We start from the raw sequence: 16,438 nt of genomic DNA on the forward strand, positions 1-16,438 counted from the left end.
GCTCCGGCCCGGCAGCCGCTACCGTGACGACGTGCCCAGCACCGGCAGCCCGCAGGCGCGCGTGACCCGCCTCACCGAGTCGGATTGGGAGCAGTTCGCTCACCTCCGGTTACGGGCGCTGTCCGACGCGTTCGGCACCGCCGACGAGCAATACCTGACCGAATCCCGGTTCTCGGCGACCAGCTGGCAACAGCGACTGCGCGATCACGCGCAGTTCGCGCTGTTCGTCACCGGAGCCGCCTGGCCGGCGACGTCGGACACCGGAGCCGCCTGGCCGGCGACGTCGGACACCGGAGCCGCCTGGCCGGCCGGACTGGTGGCCGCCCATCGGGAGAGTCCCGATAACGTCTACCTGTACTCGCTGTGGATCGATCCGCGGGTTCGCGGCCGTGGCCTGGCCCGCCGACTCGTCGGCGCCGCCCTGGACTGGGCACGCCGCGGCGGCGTTCGCACGGTGACGTTGCGGATGGCACCGGACAACCGCATCGCCCGGTCGCTCTACGAAGGTTTCGGGTTCGTCGAGGTACCCGGGCCCGGCACGGCAGAGGTGCCGATGCGGCTCAGCCTCGGCTGAGGTCGGGCCGATACTTGGCCATCAAAGAGCGCAGCGTGTCCATTGCCTCGATGGCGCGCTCACCGTCCACCGACTGGATGGCCAGCACCGGAATGTACTCGTGGTCGGCGATGTCCACCCGCGCCCACCGGGAGCCCTCTGGGAACGAGACGTCGACGACCTCGTTCCACGGGACCAGGCGTTCGAGAACCACGTTGCGTACCGCGATACCGGCCGGGCCCACCCGGACGCGCGGCAGCGCCAGCAGCAGGATGGCCGCAGCGATGATGACGCCCAGGGTCGCGACCGCCACCTGGTCGGCGGGCTGGATGATCGCCCCGGTGTACCTGAGGTTGAGCAGGAATCCGACGACGATCCCCGCCGTGGCGAGGACGAACGCGGAGACGCAGGCGAAGATCGGGGTCAGCCGGGGCCGCAGCACGACGTCCCAGTCCCCTTTGGGTCCGCTCATGCCCTGAGATGGCGCAGCGTCAGTGCGGTCGATAGCGCGGCGGCCGCAGCCTGTGCGCCCTTGTCCTCGGCCGAGCCGGGCAGCCCGGCCCGGTCGAGCGCCTGCTCCTCGGTGTTGGTGGTCAGCACCCCGTTGGCCACCGGTGTCGAGGCGTCCAGCGAGACTCGGGTCAGGCCCTGGGTGACGGCGTCGCACACGTAGTCGAAATGCGGTGTCTGGCCGCGGATCACCACACCGAGCGCAACGACGGCGTCGTGTGTACGGGCGAGTTCCTGTGCGACTACCGGGATTTCGATGGCGCCGAGCACCCTGACCACGGTCGGACTGGCGATCCCGGAGTCCTCGGCCACCCGGCGGGCGCCGTCGAGAAGGGCGTTGCAGATCTTGGCGTGCCAGGTGCTGGCCACGATCGCCAGCGACAGCTCCGAGGCGTCCATCTCCGGAAGTTCCGGGACGCCGTCACCCCCGCTCATGCGCCCGCTCCGCGAGCGTCGCGGCCGGCTGCACTCACAGGGCCCCGCCGAGATCTCCGGGGAGTCGCACCGCCTCGTTGTAGTCATCGAGCCCGGTCAGGTCGTGGCCCATCCGGTCCCGCTTGGTCGTCAGGTAGCGGATGTTCTCGGCGTTGGCGCGCACGGGCAGCGGCACCCGCTCGATGATGTGCAGTCCGTAGCCGTCCAGCCCGACGCGCTTGGCCGGGTTGTTGGTCAGCAGACGCATCGACCGCACGCCGAGATCGACCAGGATCTGCGCGCCGATGCCGTAGTCGCGGGCGTCTGCGGGCAGCCCCAGCTCCAGGTTCGCGTCCACGGTATCGGCACCCGCGTCCTGCAACTGGTAGGCCTGCAACTTGTGCATCAGGCCGATGCCGCGGCCCTCGTGTCCGCGCATGTAGAGCACGATGCCGCGGCCTTCGCGGGCCACCATCGCCAGCGCGGTGTCGAGCTGCGGGCCGCAGTCGCAGCGCCGCGAGCCGAATACATCGCCGGTCAGGCATTCGGAGTGCACGCGTACCAACACATCGTGGCCGTCGTTCTCGGGGCCGGCGATGTCGCCGCGCACCAGGGCAACGTGCTCGACCTCTTCGTAGATGCTGCTGTAGCCGACCGCACGGAACTCGCCGTACCGAGTCGGGATGCGGGCCTCGGCGATGCGCTCGATGTGCTTCTCGTGCTTGCGGCGCCACTCGATGAGGTCGGCGATGGAGATCAGCGCCAGGTCGTGCTCGTCGGCGAACACCCGCAGCTCGTCGGTCTGGGCCATCGCGCCCTCGTCCTTCTGGCTGACGATCTCGCAGATGGCGCCGGCCGGCTGCAGGCCGGCCATCCTGGCCAGGTCGACGGCGGCCTCGGTGTGGCCGGGGCGGCGCAGCACGCCACCATCCTTCGCGCGCAGCGGGACCACGTGCCCGGGCTTGGTGAAATCCTCGGCGGCACTGGACGGATCGGCAAGCAGACGCATCGTCGTCGCTCGGTCGGATGCCGAAATGCCGGTTCCGACACCATTTTTCGCGTCGACGGTGACGGTGTATGCGGTGCCGTGCTTGTCCTGGTTCACCGCATACATCGGCAGCAGGCCCAGCCGGTCGCAGATCTCGCCGTCCAGTGGCACGCACAGGTAACCCGAGGTGTAGCGCACCATGAACGCGACCAACTCCGGCGTCGCCTTCTCGGCGGCGAAGATCAGGTCGCCCTCGTTCTCGCGGTCCTCGTCATCGATGACGACGACGGCCTTGCCCGCCGCGATATCGGCGACCGCCCTTTCGACGGTGTCCAGCCTCGTCATCGTTGCCGCCTGTCCCAAGTGATGCCGCTGCACACAGTATGAACCACGTCGGCGGGCAGGTTATTGCCCACGTTCACCCAGCAGCCGTTCGACGTACTTCGCGATGACATCGACCTCGAGGTTCACCTCCGCGCCGACCGGCGCCCGGCCCAGCGTCGTCAGGGCCAGCGTGGTGGGGATCAGTGACACCTCGAACCAGTCCTGTCCCAGCGCAGACACCGTCAGCGAGATGCCGTCGACGGTGATCGAGCCCTTTTCCACGACGTAGCGCGACAGCTCGGGGGGCAGTGCGATACGCACCACTTCCCAGTGCTCGGACGGCGCGCGCGAAATCACTCGGCCCGTACCGTCGACGTGCCCCTGCACGATGTGGCCGCCCAGCCGGCTGTTGACGGCAGCAGCCCGCTCCAGGTTCACCGCGCTGCCGACATCGACAGCGGCCAGGCTCGAGCGCCGCAGCGTCTCGGCCATCACGTCGGCGCTGAACCGCCCGTCGGCCATTACCTCGACGACAGTCAGGCACACGCCGTTGACGGCGATCGAGTCGCCGCGGCCGGCGTCTGCGGTGACGACGGGCCCGCGGATGACGAAGCGGGCCGAGTCGCCCAGGTCGTCCTTGCCGACTATTTCGCCCAGCTCCTCGACGATTCCGGTGAACACGGGCCCCAATCTATCCCCCGGGCGGAACCAGCCGTTTCTCGCCGAAGAACGCGGCCACCGGGTTGCCGTTGAAATTCGGCACCTGCCGGTTTCGCGCATCTCGGCCACCGTCGCCGCCACCGGCGCGGCACCGTCGCCGTCGCTCACCGGAACATGCCGGAACTGCAGGTCACCGCCCATGCTGACACTCATACCGGCCTGGTCACGACCGGGCAACCCCGGGCTCACGCAATCGGGTCACGTCAGCTCGACCCACTACGATGCTCCTTATGCCGACGTGCCGCCGAATGTTCGCCGTCCTTGCCGCCCTCCTCGCGAGCGCCGCCCTGTTCGTGTCGGGTTGCTCCGCCTCGAAGCCCGCCGAAAACCTCCCGGACGCCCCAGGGCCGCTTCAGCAGTCCATCCAGGCCACCAAGGCCCTCAAGAGCGCCCACCTGGAGATCACCGTCAATGGCAAGATCGACGGGCTGCCCGTCAAGAAGCTCTCCGGTGACCTGACCAATGTGCCCAGCGTCGCCATCTCGGGCAACTCCACGATCTCGATGGGCGGCTCCGACGTCGACATCCAGCTGGTCGTGCTGGAGGGCACGCTGTTCGCCGCGCTGACCCCCAACAACTGGCTCGACATGGGACCGGCCGCCGACATCTACGACCCGTCGGTGATCCTGAACCCCGATACCGGTCTGGCCAACATGCTGAACAGCATCAGCGACGCCAAGTCGCAGGCCAGCGAGACGATCAACGGCGTCAACACGGTCCGGATCGCCGGCAAGGTCACCGCGGATGCGGTCAACAAGCTGATCCCGCAGATCAAGGCCACCGGCCCGATTCCCGCGACGGTGTGGATCGGCAAGGACGATCCACACCAGCTGGTCCAGGCCAAGGTCGACCCGAGCGAGGGCAGCAGCGTCCAGCTGACCCTGTCGGACTGGGACAAGCCGGTGACCGTCACCAAGCCCGCGGTCTGATCGCCGCCGGAATCTGATGTCCGAGGCACAAGACACCGCCGAAGCCGCCGCCGACCGGGCGGAGACCACCGGCCGCAGCCGCACGATCGCGATCGGAGCCGGCAGCCTGGCCGTACTGCTGGGCGCGCTCGACACCTATGTCGTCGTGACGATCATGACCGACATAATGCAAACGGTCGGTATCCCGATCAACCAGATCCAGCGGGTCACCCCGATTATCACGTGCTACCTGCTCGGCTACATCGCGGCCATGCCGCTTCTAGGCCGGCTGTCCGACCGCTTCGGCCGCAAGCTGATCCTTCAGCTCAGCCTCGCCACGTTCGCGATCGGCTCGGTGGTGACGGCGCTGTCGACCGATCTGACGATGCTGGTGATCGGCCGTCTCATCCAGGGCGTGGCCAGCGGCGCGCTGCTGCCGGTGACGCTGGCGCTGGCCGCCGACCTGTGGGCGGCCAGCAGCCGCGCTGCGGTGCTCGGCGGGATCGGCGCCGCCCAGGAACTGGGCAGCGTGCTCGGTCCGCTGTACGGCATCGGCGTGGTGGTGCTGCTCTCGAAGTGGCAGAACGTGTTCTGGATCAACGTGCCGCTCACGGTGATCGCGATGGTGCTGATCCACTTCAGCCTGCCCGCCCATGACCGCAGTGCCCACCCGCAACGGGTCGACGTGGTCGGCGGCGTGCTGCTGGCGATCGCGCTGGGCCTGGCCGTGATCGGCCTGTACAACCCCGCCCCGGACGGCAAGCAGGTGCTGCCGAGCTACGGCCTGCCACTGGTGGGCGGGGCGATCGTGGCCGCGATCGCATTCGCGGTGTGGGAGCGCTTCGCGCGCACCCGGCTCATCGAACCCGCCGGGGTGCGGTTCGTCCCGTTCCTGTCCGCGCTGGGCACCTCGATGTGCGCAGGCGCGGCACTGATGGTGACTCTGGTCAACGTCGAGCTGTTCGGGCAGGGCGTGCTGGGCAAAGACCAGACCGAGGCCGCATTCCTGTTGTTGCACTTCCTGATCGCGCTTCCGATCGGCGCCCTTCTCGGCGGCTGGATCGCCACCAAGGTGGGCGACCGGGCGGTCGCCGTCGTGGGCATGCTGATCGCCGCAGGCGCCTATTGGCTGGTGTCGCAGTGGGGTGTCGATGTGCTGACAACCCGCCACCATCTGGGCCCGGTGTCGCTGCCGGTGTTCGACACCGACCTGGCGCTGGCCGGTGTCGGACTGGGCCTCGTGATCGGTCCGCTGACGTCGGCCGCGCTTCGCGTGGTCCCCTCGGGACAGCACGGAATCGCATCGTCACTGGTCGTGGTGGCCCGGATGACGGGCATGCTGATCGGGGTCGCGGCGCTCACCGCGTGGGGTCTGTACCGGTTCAACCAGATCATCGCGACGCTGCCCAAACCCACCGGGCGCAACGTGTTCGAGATCGCCGCAAAGGTTGCCGACAACGCTCGCACCGCCTTCGCCATGCAGTACGGCTCGATCTTCTTCATCACGGTCATCGTGTGTCTGGTGGGCGCCGCGCTGGCATTGTTCATCGGCGGCCGCCAGGTCCACGCCCGTGATCGGGTACACCGTGCAGGCGTTCCGGGAGAAGCTGGGGGCCACGGGTTCCCGCGAGATCGTCGAGCACCGGCCGCTGGGCGGCGGGAGCACTAGCCCGGAATCAGGCTGAGCAGAACGTCCGGGCCGAGTGGTTCCACACTGTCGTAACGCCACCGCAGCGCGCGGGCGATGCTGGGCACCCCGACGTCGTCGACGGCGGTGATCGGACCGCCCAGCAGAATCGGCGCGACGTAGGCGAGGATGCGGTCGATCACACCGGCCCGCAGGAATGCTCCGGCCAGTGTCGGGCCGCCCTCGACGACGACGTCGGTGCGATCAGACAGCGCCCGGATGACCTCATGCGGGTCGTGGGTGCGAATGACCATGGTGCGCGAATCATCGTTGAGGACACTGGCTTCCGAAGAGATCTCCCGTTTTCCGACGACGACCCTTAGCGGCTGTCGCTCGGCCAGCGCGCCGTCCGGCAGCCGAGCGGTCAGGGTGGGGTTGTCGGCGAACACGGTCCCGGTGCCGACCACTATCGCGTCGGCGGCCGCCCGGCGCCGGTGCACATCGGCGCGCGCCGCATCACTGGTGATCCATTGCGACGAACCGTCGGCGGCCGCGCTGCGCCCGTCGACGCTGGTGGCGAATTTCCATGTGACGTGCGGTCTTCCGGTGCGCTGCTTGTGCAGCCACTCTCGCAGCGGGCCGCTCGCCACGGCCTCGGCGCCGACCCCGTCGGTGACGGCGATACCCGCCTCGTGCAGCCGGCCGGCTCCGCCGGCGGCAACGGGATTCGGGTCGGCGACCGCGTAGACCACGGCGGCCACCCCCGCCTCGATCAGCGCGCCGACGCACGGCGGGGTGCGGCCGTGGTGATTGCACGGCTCGAGTGTGACGACGGCGGTGCCGCCCGCGGCCCGCTCCCCTGCGTCCCGTAGTGCCACCACCTCGGCATGCGGTCCGCCGGTCGGCTCGGTGGCACCGACCCCCGCCACCTCACCCTCGGGACTCAGGATGACCGCGCCCACAGGAGGATTCGGATATGTCGTGCCCTTCACCCGCTGAGCCTGGGCGATAGCCAGCCGCATCGCGGCCTCGACGGCCCCCGGGGCGGTCATACCGTCAGATGCGGCGAGGCGGCCGCGGCCCGGCGACGTAGCGCCTCGACGGCGGCCGCCGGAACTTGCGCACCATAGACCGCAGAACCGGCCACGAAACAGTCCACCCCGGCTGCGGCGGCCAGTTCGATGGTATCGGCGTTGACTCCGCCGTCGATCTCCACCAGGATCGTCAGCTCGCCGGAATCGACCAGCCGCCGCGCGGTCTGGACCTTGGCGAGCACCTCCGGGATGAAGCTCTGGCCGCCGTAGCCGGGCTCGACCGACATCACCAGCAGGGTGTCGAAGTCCCGGAGGATCTCCAGGTAGGGCTCCAGCGGCGTACCGGGCTTGACCGCCAGGCCGGCCCTGGCGCCGGCGGCGCGAATGTCGCGGGCCACCGCCACCGGGTTTTCGGTCGCCTCGGCGTGGAAGGTCACGTTGTGCGCGCCGGCTTCGGCGTATCCCGGGGCCCAGCGGTCCGGGTCCTCGATCATCAGGTGGCAGTCCATCGGGATGCCGGTCGCTTTGAGCAGGCTCTCGACCACGGGCAGCCCGAGAGTGAGGTTCGGCACGAAGTGCGCGTCCATCACGTCTACATGCAGCCAGTCGGCGCCCTCGACCGCCGCGGCCTCGTCGGCCAGACGGGCGAAATCGGCGGACAGGATCGACGGCGCGATCAGTGGTCTATACGGTGTCGCCATGGCGGTAAGCCTAGCCCGGCGACGATGCGGGACCTGTCCCGAGGAGGAGCCGGGCAAGCGGGCCTGAGCCCGGCGACGATGCGGGACCTGTCCCGAGGAGGAGCCGGGCAAGCGGGCCTGAGCCCGGCGACGATGCGGGACCTGTCCCGAGGAGGAGCCGGGCAAGCGGGCCTGAGCCCGGCGTCAGAGGTTCTTCTGCAGGGCGGCGGCGAACATGGCGTCGGTGCCGTGCCGGTGCGGCCACAACTGCACGTACGGCCCGGGGCCGAGGTTCTCAGCCGGTGCGAACAGCGGGCGGGCATCCAGCGCGGTGACGGGGTGCCGGCGCAGCGCGTCGGACACCACGCCGACGGTCTCGGCCAGATGCGGTGAGCAGGTGGCGTAGAGGACCACGCCGCCGGGTCGGGTCAGTGCGATCGCGGCGGCCAGCAGTTCGCGCTGCAGCTTGGCCAGCACCGGGACGTCCGCCGGCGTGCGCCGCCAGCGGGCCTCCGGGCGGCGGCGCAGCGCGCCGAGTCCGGTGCAGGGCGCGTCGACGAGCACCCGGTCGAAGCTGCCCGGCTCCAGCCCGGCTTCCCGGCCGTCCACCCGCAGCACCTGCACGGGTAGTCCGCGGGTGTTCTGCTCCACCAGGTCGGCGCGGCGCGGCGCCGGTTCGATCGCGGTGACGTTGCCACCCTGCTGGGCGGCGATGGCGGCGATGAGCGCGGTCTTGCCACCCGGCCCCGAGCACAGGTCCAGCCACCGTCCGCCGTCCGCGCCGATCAGCGGCGCCAGGGCCATGGCCCGGGCCACCAGCTGGCTGCCCTCGTCCTGGACCAGGGCTCTGGCCTCGCGCACCGGCGCCAGCTTGCCGGGATCACCGCTGCCGAGGTATGCCGCGTAGGGCGAGTACCGCCCGACGGTTCCGTCCACCTCCTCGGCCAGTTGCTCGGCGGTCAGCACCCCGGGGCGGGCGGCAAGGTGGACGCCGGGGCGGGCGTCGTCGGCGGCCAGCGCGGCGTCGAGCTCGCCGGCGTCGGGTCCCAGTGCGTCGGTGAATGCCTGGGCGATCCACCGGGGGTGGGCGTGGACGAAGGCCAGGTATCCGACCGGGTCCTCGGTGCGTGAAGGCGCCAATTCGGCCACCCAGGACGCCTCGTCCCGCACGGAGATGGCGCGCAACACACCGTTGACGAAACCAGCTCGGGCGCTGTCGAATTCGACTCCGGCCTGCTCGACGGTGGTGGCGACGGCGGCATGCTGGGCCACGTTGGTGCGCAGCAGCTGGTAGGCGCCCAGTCGCAGCAGATCCAGCAGAACCGGGTCGATCTGGTCGGCGGGACGTCCGGCCGCGGCTACTATCACCGCGTCGAGCAGCCCCCTGGTTCGGCAGGTGCCGTAGGCCAGTTCGGTGGCGAATGCGGCATCACGCCCGCCGATGCCGCGCTCGGCGAGCATTGCCGGCAACACCAGGTTGGCGTAGGCGTCGCGCTCGGAGACCGCGCGCAACACGTCGAACGCGGCCTGCCGGGCCGGATCCAGCGGAGTGCGGCGCGGACGCCGCGGCGGGCGCTGCTGGCCCGGGTCGCGCCGCGGCGGGCCGCCGGGCTTTCCCCCGCGATCGCGACCGCCGAATGGCTTGCCGTCCTTGCCTTTTCCACGGTATTGCTCACTCATGACGCACGCACCGTCTCGTCGAGCCGGGCGCCGCGGGCCCAGTCGGCGGCGTTCATCGCCTTCTTGCCCGGCGGCTGCACCTGGCCGAGCAGCACCGGGTGCGAACCGGTGCCCACTGACACTGTCGCACGTTGCGCGCGAATCTGACCGGAGGCCAACGGCTCTGCGGTCTCGTCGACGGTGACCGGGCCGATCTTCACCCGCATATCGCCGATCATCGTCCAGGCGCCGGGATTGGGTGTCACCGCGCGGATGCGCCGTTCGATGACATGCGCGGGCAGGTCCCACCGGACCCGTGCCTGCTCGACGGTGATCTTGGGCGCCAGGCTGATTCCCTCGGCCGGCTGCGGCACCGGGGTCAACGCCCCGTCCTCGATACCGTCCATGGTCGTCTCGAGCAATCCGGACCCAGAGACCGCCAGGCGGCCCAGTAGGTCGCCGGCGGTGTCCGTTGGGCGGACCGTCTCGGTCACCACGCCGTACACCGGCCCGGAATCCAGACTCGGTTCGATGAGGAAAGTCGTTGCGCCCGTGACACTGTCACCGGCGGCGATGGCGGCCTGCACGGGTGCGGCGCCGCGCCAGGCCGGCAGGATCGAGAAGTGCAGATTGACCCAACCGTGCGCCGGCACCGCCAGCAGGTCCGCGCTCAGGAGCGCCCCGTAGGCCACCACCGCACAGCAGTCCGGCCGCAGTTCGGTCAACTCGGCGATGAACTCGGCGGAGTTCGGCCGATCCGGACGCATCACCGGGATGCCCGCATCCAGGGCCAGCCGGGCAACGGGCGAGGGTGCGGGCTTGCCGCGCCGCCCGGCCGCGGCGTCCGGGCGGGTTAACACCGCCATGACCTCGTGGCGCGGCGAGTCGATCAACCGCTGCAACGACGGCAGGGCCGGTTCCGGCGTCCCGGCGAAAACGAGTCGCATGCCTATTTCGGGACCTGGTAGAACTCGCGCTGCGTCACCCCGGCCGTCCCGGCGACGAACATCCACGGGATCGCGGTGATCAGCCGGTTCACCGTTGCCGCGGCGTCGTTGTAGTACTGACGGGCGAAAGCCAGCTTGTCCTCGGTGTCGGCGAGGTTCTGCTGGAGGTTCAGGAAGTTGTTGGACGAGTTCAGCTGCGGATAGGTCTGCCCGAGCGCAAGCACCTGACCGACGGCGGTGTCGAATTCCTTCTCCGCTGAACCGCGCTGCGCCACCGACTTGCCCGCGGTCGCCGCCGCGAGCGCGGTCTGCGCGTCGGCGACGTGGTCGAGGATGGCCTTCTCGTGGGCGGCATACGTCTGCACCGTGCTCACCAGGCTCGGGATCAGCGACGCGCGCCGGGTCAGCTGGACGTCGATCCCGCCGAGCGCCTCGTCGACCCGCACATCGGCGGAGCGAACCTTGTTGTATCCCAGCACGAATCCGCCGAGCACCAGAACCGCGATGAGCAGCACCAGTACGAGCACAAAGGTCACCATGAACCGCCGCCTCCTCCTCCGCCACCGCCGCCGCCGCTAGACCCGCCGCCGCTGCTCGACGAGGAGGAGGACTGCGACGCGGCGTAGGCGCCGATGGACGACGACAATGCCGACTCGAAGCTGTCGAAGCTAGCACCCCCGCCACCGGATGCCGAATGCCAGCTGGTGCCCGATGAGGAGTGATACCACTCCGGATCCGGCGGCACCTGACCGGTGGCGGTCTGGTACTTGCGCGCCCACAGTGCGGCCACCCCGCCCGCCACGGCGAACGGGATGTAGGCGGTGTAAAGGTCCTTGCGGGCGGCGAAGTCGAACCGCGACTCGGCGGAGTCTGTGGACAGCATGCGGTAGAAGCCGCCGACCTGCGACCATAGCTGGCGACCGGCCGCCGAGCGCCGGCTGCCCACGCCGCTGCTCCAGGCACCCGCCGACAGCAGGAAGAACACCGCGAACGGCAGGCCCCACAACGTGATCGGAAAGAACCAGCCGACGAACCCGCAGACGGCCAGCGCCAGCGCGACGACGTTGGCGAACCGCAGCCACAACTCGTTGCGGCGCTTGACCATCAGACCCTCGACGAACGCCCATTTCTTGACCGAGGTCGCCATGACCTCCTTGGCCGCGGTGAGCTTTTTCCCGGCGCTGACGGTGCCGTTGGCGTCGAATGTGTGTCCGTTGCGCATGATGCCCAGCGCCGAGGCCACGTCGATACTGACCGGGTCGACGTCGGCCCACGCCGGTCCGGCGCCCGTGCCCAGAATGGCCCACTTCTTTGGGCTGACCTGGTCGAGCGACACCAGTTTGCGCTCGCCGAGGTAGAACAGCGTGGCGGTCAGGCCGTCCGTCGGGACCTTCTCGGTGCGGATGTATTCGCACTGCACCGGCCCCAGACCCTTGGGCGGTGCGTATTGCAACGGGAAGCCCGGCGAGGGCTCGACGGTGGTACGCCACCACAGGAAGGCGCCCAGACCCGCGGTGGCAGTCAGCCCGAGCAGCCACAGCGTGGTCGGCAGCGACCGGCCCAGCACCCGGTCCCACCGGTAGGACCACGGCACTTCGGCTCGCACCGGGGTGGGCACGTCCACCCCGGCGCGTACCGTGACCGGCGTTCGCGGCGCCAGTCCGGTGGCCGACAGCGTGACCTTGTCGCCGTCGACGGTCAGACCGTCACAGGCGCGTCCCGCGCCGTAGCCGATCGAACACTGCGCGCCGGGTACCCCGCCGGGCAGGGTGACGGTGATGTCGGCGCGGTCGATCTCGTTGTTCCAGGCCGGCGCGACGACGTTCCAGAAGAACGCCGACGGCGCCGCCTGATCACCGGTTGACGACGCGAACGTCCGGTTGGCCCCGGTGCTACCGGGATCGAGCACGCCGTCGATGGTGTAGCGAAGCCGGAAAACGTGGGTGCCGTAGTCCAGCAACCGGCTCGGGTCACCGATCTTGGCCACCCGGAAGCGCTCGCCGCTCTCCCACAGCATCTCGTAGGGCACCGGCCGGTCGTCCATCAGGACCTCGGTGATCTGGGGGACCTGGCGCGCATGCGAGTCGTTCTGGTTGGCGACGTCCCAGTAGCGGAAGATGCCGTGCCGGCTGCCGGGAAAGTCGCCGGTGATGACCTCCGTCGCGTCCATCCGGCCGTCGCGGTCGACGACGAAGTCCGCGCGATAGTTGGTGATGACGACCGGGTCGGACGGCGCGCCGGTCTTGGGCGTGAAGCTGAACAACACCGGCCAGAGCAGCCCAATGCCGATGAGCAGCAACGAGATCGACCGCGCAATGGCACGGCCGAATCCCTTCATGGCGCCTCCGTCGTAGTTGAGTCCCGACTCACCCTATGTGCAAAGGATCGATCTGTACCCGAACCGCGTCGTGATCGTGGCGGGCGCTCTCGATGGCGGTGGCCTGCCGCAGCGAGGCGGCCAGCGCCAGACCCTCCTCGCGGCGGACCCGGACCAGCATCCGGATCACGCGTTCGTCGGCCGGGGTGGCCGGCGGGCGCCGCACCCCGGGCGGCAGGTCGACGGGGCCGAGCAGGTCGGCGTCCTCGGGCAACTCGGCATGGTCGAGCAGCGCGGTCACGGCGTCGGACGCGCCGTCGACGACCGCCATGTGCACCGACGGCGGCAGGCCGACCTCCGCACGGGACTCGAGCTCCGCCTCGGCGTGGCCGACCGGATCCCACTTGATCAGCGCCTGCACGGTGGGGATCGCCGACTCGGCGACGACGGCCACCACCCCGCCGTCGGCGCGCGCATGGACCAGCGCTGCGGCGGCCATCCACCGCCGAAGGGTGTCCTCGGCGGCGCGCAGGTCCTGGCGGCCCAGCATCGCCCAGCTGTCGAGCAGCAGCGCCGCGCCGTATCCGTCGGGTGCGCGCGGCTCAGCGCCCGGGGTGGCGACCACGAGTGCCGGGCCGGGCCCGATCTCGCTGTGTACGGAATCCCCGGCCGAGGTGATCACCGGCGTGCCGGAGAAGGCCCGGCCCATCTCCTCGGCGGTGCGCCGGGCACCGATGACCACGGCGCGGATGGCGTCGGAACCGCATCGCCGGCAGCGCAACGCCGGATCGATGCGGCCGCACCAACGGCACACCGCCCCCGAGGCGTCACGTTCGGACACCGAAAGCGGACCCATGCAGTGCCGGCAGCGCGCGATCGTGCGGCACCGGGCGCACGCCACCGACGGCAGGTAGCCCCGGCGCGGCACCTGGACGAGCACGGGTGCGTTGCGGTCCAGGGCGGCCTTGGCTGCCCGCAGCGCCACCGAGGGCAGCCGCGCGGTCCGGGCAGCCGGGTCGCGCTCCTCGGCGTAGCCGCTGTCATCGAGGGCGACCACCCGGGGCGCGCACGACCGCACCACCGGTCGGGGGGCGACCAGGTCGTGGGCCCAGCCGCTGCGGACCAGGGCGTGCGCCTCGGCGGTGCGCGCGTAGCCGCCGATGAGCGCGGCGCAGCGCAGCTGGTGCGACCGCAGCATCGCGACCTCGCGCGCGTGCGGGTAGGGCGCCCGGGGTTCGGCCAGGGTGTCGTCGCCGTCGTCCCACACGATGACCAGGCCGAGCCGGTTCACGGGCGCGAACACCGCGCTGCGGGTGCCGATCACCAGGCGCGCGTGACCCCGCAGCACCGACAGCCAGCGCCGGTAGCGGGCCGAGGGGCCCAGCCCGGCCGACAGGGCGACGATGGCTGCCGGGTCGACCCGCACGATCGCGGCCCGCCACACTGCGTCGATGTCGCGCTGGTCGGGGACGATGGCCAGCACCCCGTAGCCGCCGCTGACCGCCGCGGCGGCCGCCTCGGCGATCCGGTCGCACCACTGTTCGCCGGGCAGGGCCTGCCAGACCGCGCGGGCCGCCCTGCCTTCACGCAGCGCCTCGAGGAACTGCTCGCCGCGGGCGTAGCGAGCCCACCCCGCCGGGTCGACCGGGTCGATCACAGGCAGCAGCGGGGCGACGCCGTCGTCCTTCTCCGCCCTGGCATGTCGAGGCGGGATCGCCAACCGCAGCACGTCGGGCCGGGTGCCGGCGTAGCGGGCGGCGACGGCGTCGACCAACCGCCGCACCTCCGGAGTCAGCACCGGCTCGGCCGAGATCACCCGATCCAGCCACCCGAGCTGGCCGACGTGGTCGGTGTCGGAGCGCCGGTCGAGCACGAACGCGTCCACCAGCCTGCCGTGGAACCGCACCCGCACCCGCACACCGGGCTGGGCGTCGTCGGACTGTTCGGCCGACACCAGGTAGTCGAACTCGCGGTCGAGGTGCGGCACCGAGAGCATCGGCTGCACCCGGGCGATGGGTTCGTGCTCAGCGGCCCGGCGGGATGTGCTCACCTGCTGCCGTCCGGTCCGGGCTCATCGACGACCCTGCGCCCCTCGGCGTTCGGCATCGTCGAAGACTACCGAGGCGACCGAGCGATCTCCCCGGGATCGTTTGCGGGAGGTGTAGCCGGCCACCGCCGAAAACGCGCCACCCACACCGGCGTCGGACGCCGCAAAGGTCAGCGACTTGCCGGGTGCGAATCCGAGACCCGTCCCGACGTCGATGGCGTCCATGTTCGCGCCCAGGAACACGAAGTCCCACCCGTAGACCGCCTCCTGTTGCGAAACAAGCTTTCGCACAGCATCTTTGGGCCACTCCACGCTGGAGTTCTCGTGGCCGTCGGTCATCACCAGCACGGTGACGTCACCCGGGCGGTCTTCCTCGGGCAGTGCCGCAAGGCTGGCGCCCACCTCCGTGACGAACCGGCCGATCGCGTCGAGCAGCGCGGTGGTACCGCGCGGTTCGAGCGCCAACGGCGGCACGTCGTCGACGGGGCGGTTCTGGTAGACGACGTCGTAGTCGTTGTCGAACTGCGCCAAGGTCACCAACGTGGTGCCGGACTGGCCGCGCTGACCGGCGATGTAGGCGTCGAAGCCGCCGCGGGTGTCGTCGGCGATCGACTCCATCGAGCCGGATCGGTCCAGCAGTGCGGCGATCAGCGAAATAGCGGAATTGGTCATGGTGACTCCTCAAAATTCGGTTGACTCCAACCTATCGAGGGCCACCGACAAGAAGTCTCAGTCGCGACCGGCCCTGCCGAATTCGGTTGTAGCCCTGCCGAAGAAGCCCGCGGTGATCAGAACCTGAGATGTCGCGTACACCCACCAGACCGGCACCTCGAGGGCCTGCGACTGCAGGACCAAGCGGCCGATGCCGATCATGCCGTCGGCGATCGCGAAGCACACCGCGCCCAGCGCCGTCCACGGCGTCGGCAGCTCGGCCAGCGGAGCCGCCCACACCATGGCGCCGAGCTGCTCGCGGCCGCCGGTGTAACGGTCGAGCTGCACAATGCCGACACACTGGTGCACGGCTAGTTGGGCCACAGCGGTGTGGTCCCGGCTGCGACCGAGGCCACACAGCGCGGTCTGGCCGCCTTGCGAGCGGCGCCACACGGCTGACCAGCAAACCTTGTTGTGGCCGTCGCGACAGGCCACAATGGCACCATAGGTATCAACACGGAGGGCTCATACCCATGAAAACTGCTGAGCTTGCCGGGGTCCGGCGAACAGTCGGCACCTGTCTCAGCGCGCTCGTCGGGGGTCTGGCCCTGGGCGTGATCGCTGCGCCGTCGGCGTTGGCCGCACCCGACTGCAGCAAGGTCGCCGTCGACAACACCGTGTCGACGGTGAGCGGCCAGGTGGAGAGCTACGTCAACAGCCACCCCGACGGCAAGAAGATGCTGATCACCGCATCGCTGCAGCCGCGCCCGCAGGCCGAACAGACCCTGCGCAACTACGCCACGGCCAACCCGCAGGAGTATGCGGAGTTCAAGCAGCTCCTCTCCCCGCTGGGCACGATCCAGCAGCAGTGCGGTGTCCAGGTCGTGCCGCCTCAGTACCAGTGGGCGTTCGACGCGTTCATCGGCTGACCCCGAGTCCGCTCTGACGTCTTGCCATCGTGTGGCCGATGAGGCCACCCTGGTCGCGGACTACCCCTTCAGCACCTGAGGCCGCTCCACCGCGAGCAGCCAGAGAATCGCACTACTCGGACAGAAACCG

General features: G+C 70.1%; 16 protein-coding genes and 2 pseudogenes. 5 read left to right on the forward strand and 13 right to left on the reverse strand.

The features are described 5' to 3' along the window. Positions 1-31: 31 nt before the first annotated feature. Positions 32-574, forward strand: a complete 543-nt coding sequence (locus tag K9U37_RS14905; protein ID WP_243072342.1) for a GNAT family N-acetyltransferase — start codon at positions 32-34, stop codon at positions 572-574. Here the strand turns inward: K9U37_RS14905 and K9U37_RS14910 are convergent. The 4 genes from K9U37_RS14910 to K9U37_RS14925 are packed head-to-tail and all read right to left on the reverse strand — an operon-like array spanning position 561 to position 3,470. After that, on the reverse strand, positions 561-1,025 hold the full coding sequence (locus K9U37_RS14910; protein WP_243072343.1) for a PH domain-containing protein: 465 nt from the start codon (positions 1,023-1,025) through the stop codon (positions 561-563). The two genes, K9U37_RS14905 and K9U37_RS14910, sit on opposite strands and share 14 nt — an antisense overlap. After that, entirely contained in the window at positions 1,022-1,498 is a 477-nt protein-coding gene (gene ribH, locus K9U37_RS14915) for a 6,7-dimethyl-8-ribityllumazine synthase (protein ID WP_243072344.1), read from the reverse strand. The genes K9U37_RS14910 and ribH overlap by 4 nt, the downstream gene beginning before the upstream one ends. A gap of 34 nt (positions 1,499-1,532) precedes the next feature. After that, positions 1,533-2,810: a bifunctional 3,4-dihydroxy-2-butanone-4-phosphate synthase/GTP cyclohydrolase II gene (locus K9U37_RS14920; RefSeq protein ID WP_243072345.1), complete on the reverse strand. Its 1,278-nt coding sequence runs from the start codon at positions 2,808-2,810 to the stop codon at positions 1,533-1,535. Between the two features lie 60 nt (positions 2,811-2,870). Continuing rightward, positions 2,871-3,470, reverse strand: a complete 600-nt coding sequence (locus tag K9U37_RS14925; protein WP_243073394.1) for a riboflavin synthase — start codon at positions 3,468-3,470, stop codon at positions 2,871-2,873. A gap of 269 nt (positions 3,471-3,739) precedes the next feature. On the opposite strand from K9U37_RS14925, the gene K9U37_RS14930 reads away from it, so the two are divergent. Continuing rightward, the gene (locus K9U37_RS14930; protein WP_243072346.1) at positions 3,740-4,438 is read left to right on the forward strand and encodes an LppX_LprAFG lipoprotein; all 699 of its coding nucleotides are present in this window, start codon (positions 3,740-3,742) and stop codon (positions 4,436-4,438) included. A 16-nt stretch (positions 4,439-4,454) separates the two neighbouring features. Then, positions 4,455-6,086, forward strand: a complete 1,632-nt coding sequence (locus K9U37_RS14935; RefSeq protein WP_243072347.1) for an MFS transporter — start codon at positions 4,455-4,457, stop codon at positions 6,084-6,086. Here the strand turns inward: K9U37_RS14935 and ribD are convergent. The 9 genes and pseudogenes from ribD to K9U37_RS14980 form a co-directional block, all read right to left on the reverse strand. Then, positions 6,083-7,096 (reverse strand): bifunctional diaminohydroxyphosphoribosylaminopyrimidine deaminase/5-amino-6-(5-phosphoribosylamino)uracil reductase RibD, encoded by a 1,014-nt coding sequence (gene ribD, locus K9U37_RS14940; protein ID WP_243072348.1) that lies wholly within the window; start codon positions 7,094-7,096, stop codon positions 6,083-6,085. The genes K9U37_RS14935 and ribD overlap by 4 nt on opposite strands. Continuing rightward, positions 7,093-7,779 carry a ribulose-phosphate 3-epimerase gene (gene rpe, locus K9U37_RS14945; RefSeq protein WP_243072349.1) on the reverse strand — a complete coding sequence of 229 codons (687 nt, stop codon included), beginning with the start codon at positions 7,777-7,779 and terminating at the stop codon, positions 7,093-7,095. The genes ribD and rpe overlap by 4 nt, the downstream gene beginning before the upstream one ends. Before the next feature lie 183 nt (positions 7,780-7,962). Continuing rightward, a complete protein-coding gene (locus K9U37_RS14950) occupies positions 7,963-9,438 on the reverse strand; it encodes an RsmB/NOP family class I SAM-dependent RNA methyltransferase (RefSeq protein ID WP_243072350.1) in 1,476 nt (491 codons plus the stop codon). Then, a complete protein-coding gene (fmt, locus tag K9U37_RS14955) occupies positions 9,435-10,364 on the reverse strand; it encodes a methionyl-tRNA formyltransferase (RefSeq protein ID WP_243072351.1) in 930 nt (309 codons plus the stop codon). Before fmt ends, K9U37_RS14950 begins: the two co-directional genes overlap by 4 nt. A gap of 2 nt (positions 10,365-10,366) precedes the next feature. After that, complete coding sequence (locus K9U37_RS14960; protein WP_243072352.1) at positions 10,367-10,903, reverse strand: LemA family protein; 537 nt, start codon at positions 10,901-10,903, stop codon at positions 10,367-10,369. Continuing rightward, on the reverse strand, positions 10,897-12,702 hold the full coding sequence (locus K9U37_RS14965; RefSeq protein WP_243072353.1) for a DUF2207 domain-containing protein: 1,806 nt from the start codon (positions 12,700-12,702) through the stop codon (positions 10,897-10,899). Before K9U37_RS14965 ends, K9U37_RS14960 begins: the two co-directional genes overlap by 7 nt. A 28-nt stretch (positions 12,703-12,730) precedes the next feature. Then, on the reverse strand, positions 12,731-14,677 hold the full coding sequence (locus K9U37_RS14970) for a primosomal protein N' (protein WP_243073395.1): 1,947 nt from the start codon (positions 14,675-14,677) through the stop codon (positions 12,731-12,733). Between the two features lie 75 nt (positions 14,678-14,752). Beyond that, positions 14,753-15,400 (reverse strand): vWA domain-containing protein, encoded by a 648-nt coding sequence (locus K9U37_RS14975; RefSeq protein WP_243072354.1) that lies wholly within the window; start codon positions 15,398-15,400, stop codon positions 14,753-14,755. Positions 15,401-15,457: 57 nt separating this feature from the next. Next, positions 15,458-15,691: pseudogene (locus K9U37_RS14980) on the reverse strand (lysoplasmalogenase family protein); the annotation flags it as partial. Between K9U37_RS14980 and K9U37_RS14985 the strand changes: the two are divergent. Continuing rightward, a pseudogene (locus tag K9U37_RS14985) lies at positions 15,689-15,838 on the forward strand (alpha/beta hydrolase); the annotation flags it as partial. The pseudogenes K9U37_RS14980 and K9U37_RS14985 sit on opposite strands and share 3 nt — an antisense overlap. Before the next feature lie 74 nt (positions 15,839-15,912). Next, entirely contained in the window at positions 15,913-16,308 is a 396-nt protein-coding gene (locus K9U37_RS14990; RefSeq protein WP_243072355.1) for a hemophore-related protein, read from the forward strand. Positions 16,309-16,438: the final 130 nt, after the last annotated feature.

Origin of the sequence: Candidatus Mycolicibacterium alkanivorans (genome assembly GCF_022760805.1) — a bacterium.
Lineage (GTDB): Bacteria > Actinomycetota > Actinomycetes > Mycobacteriales > Mycobacteriaceae > Mycobacterium > Mycobacterium alkanivorans.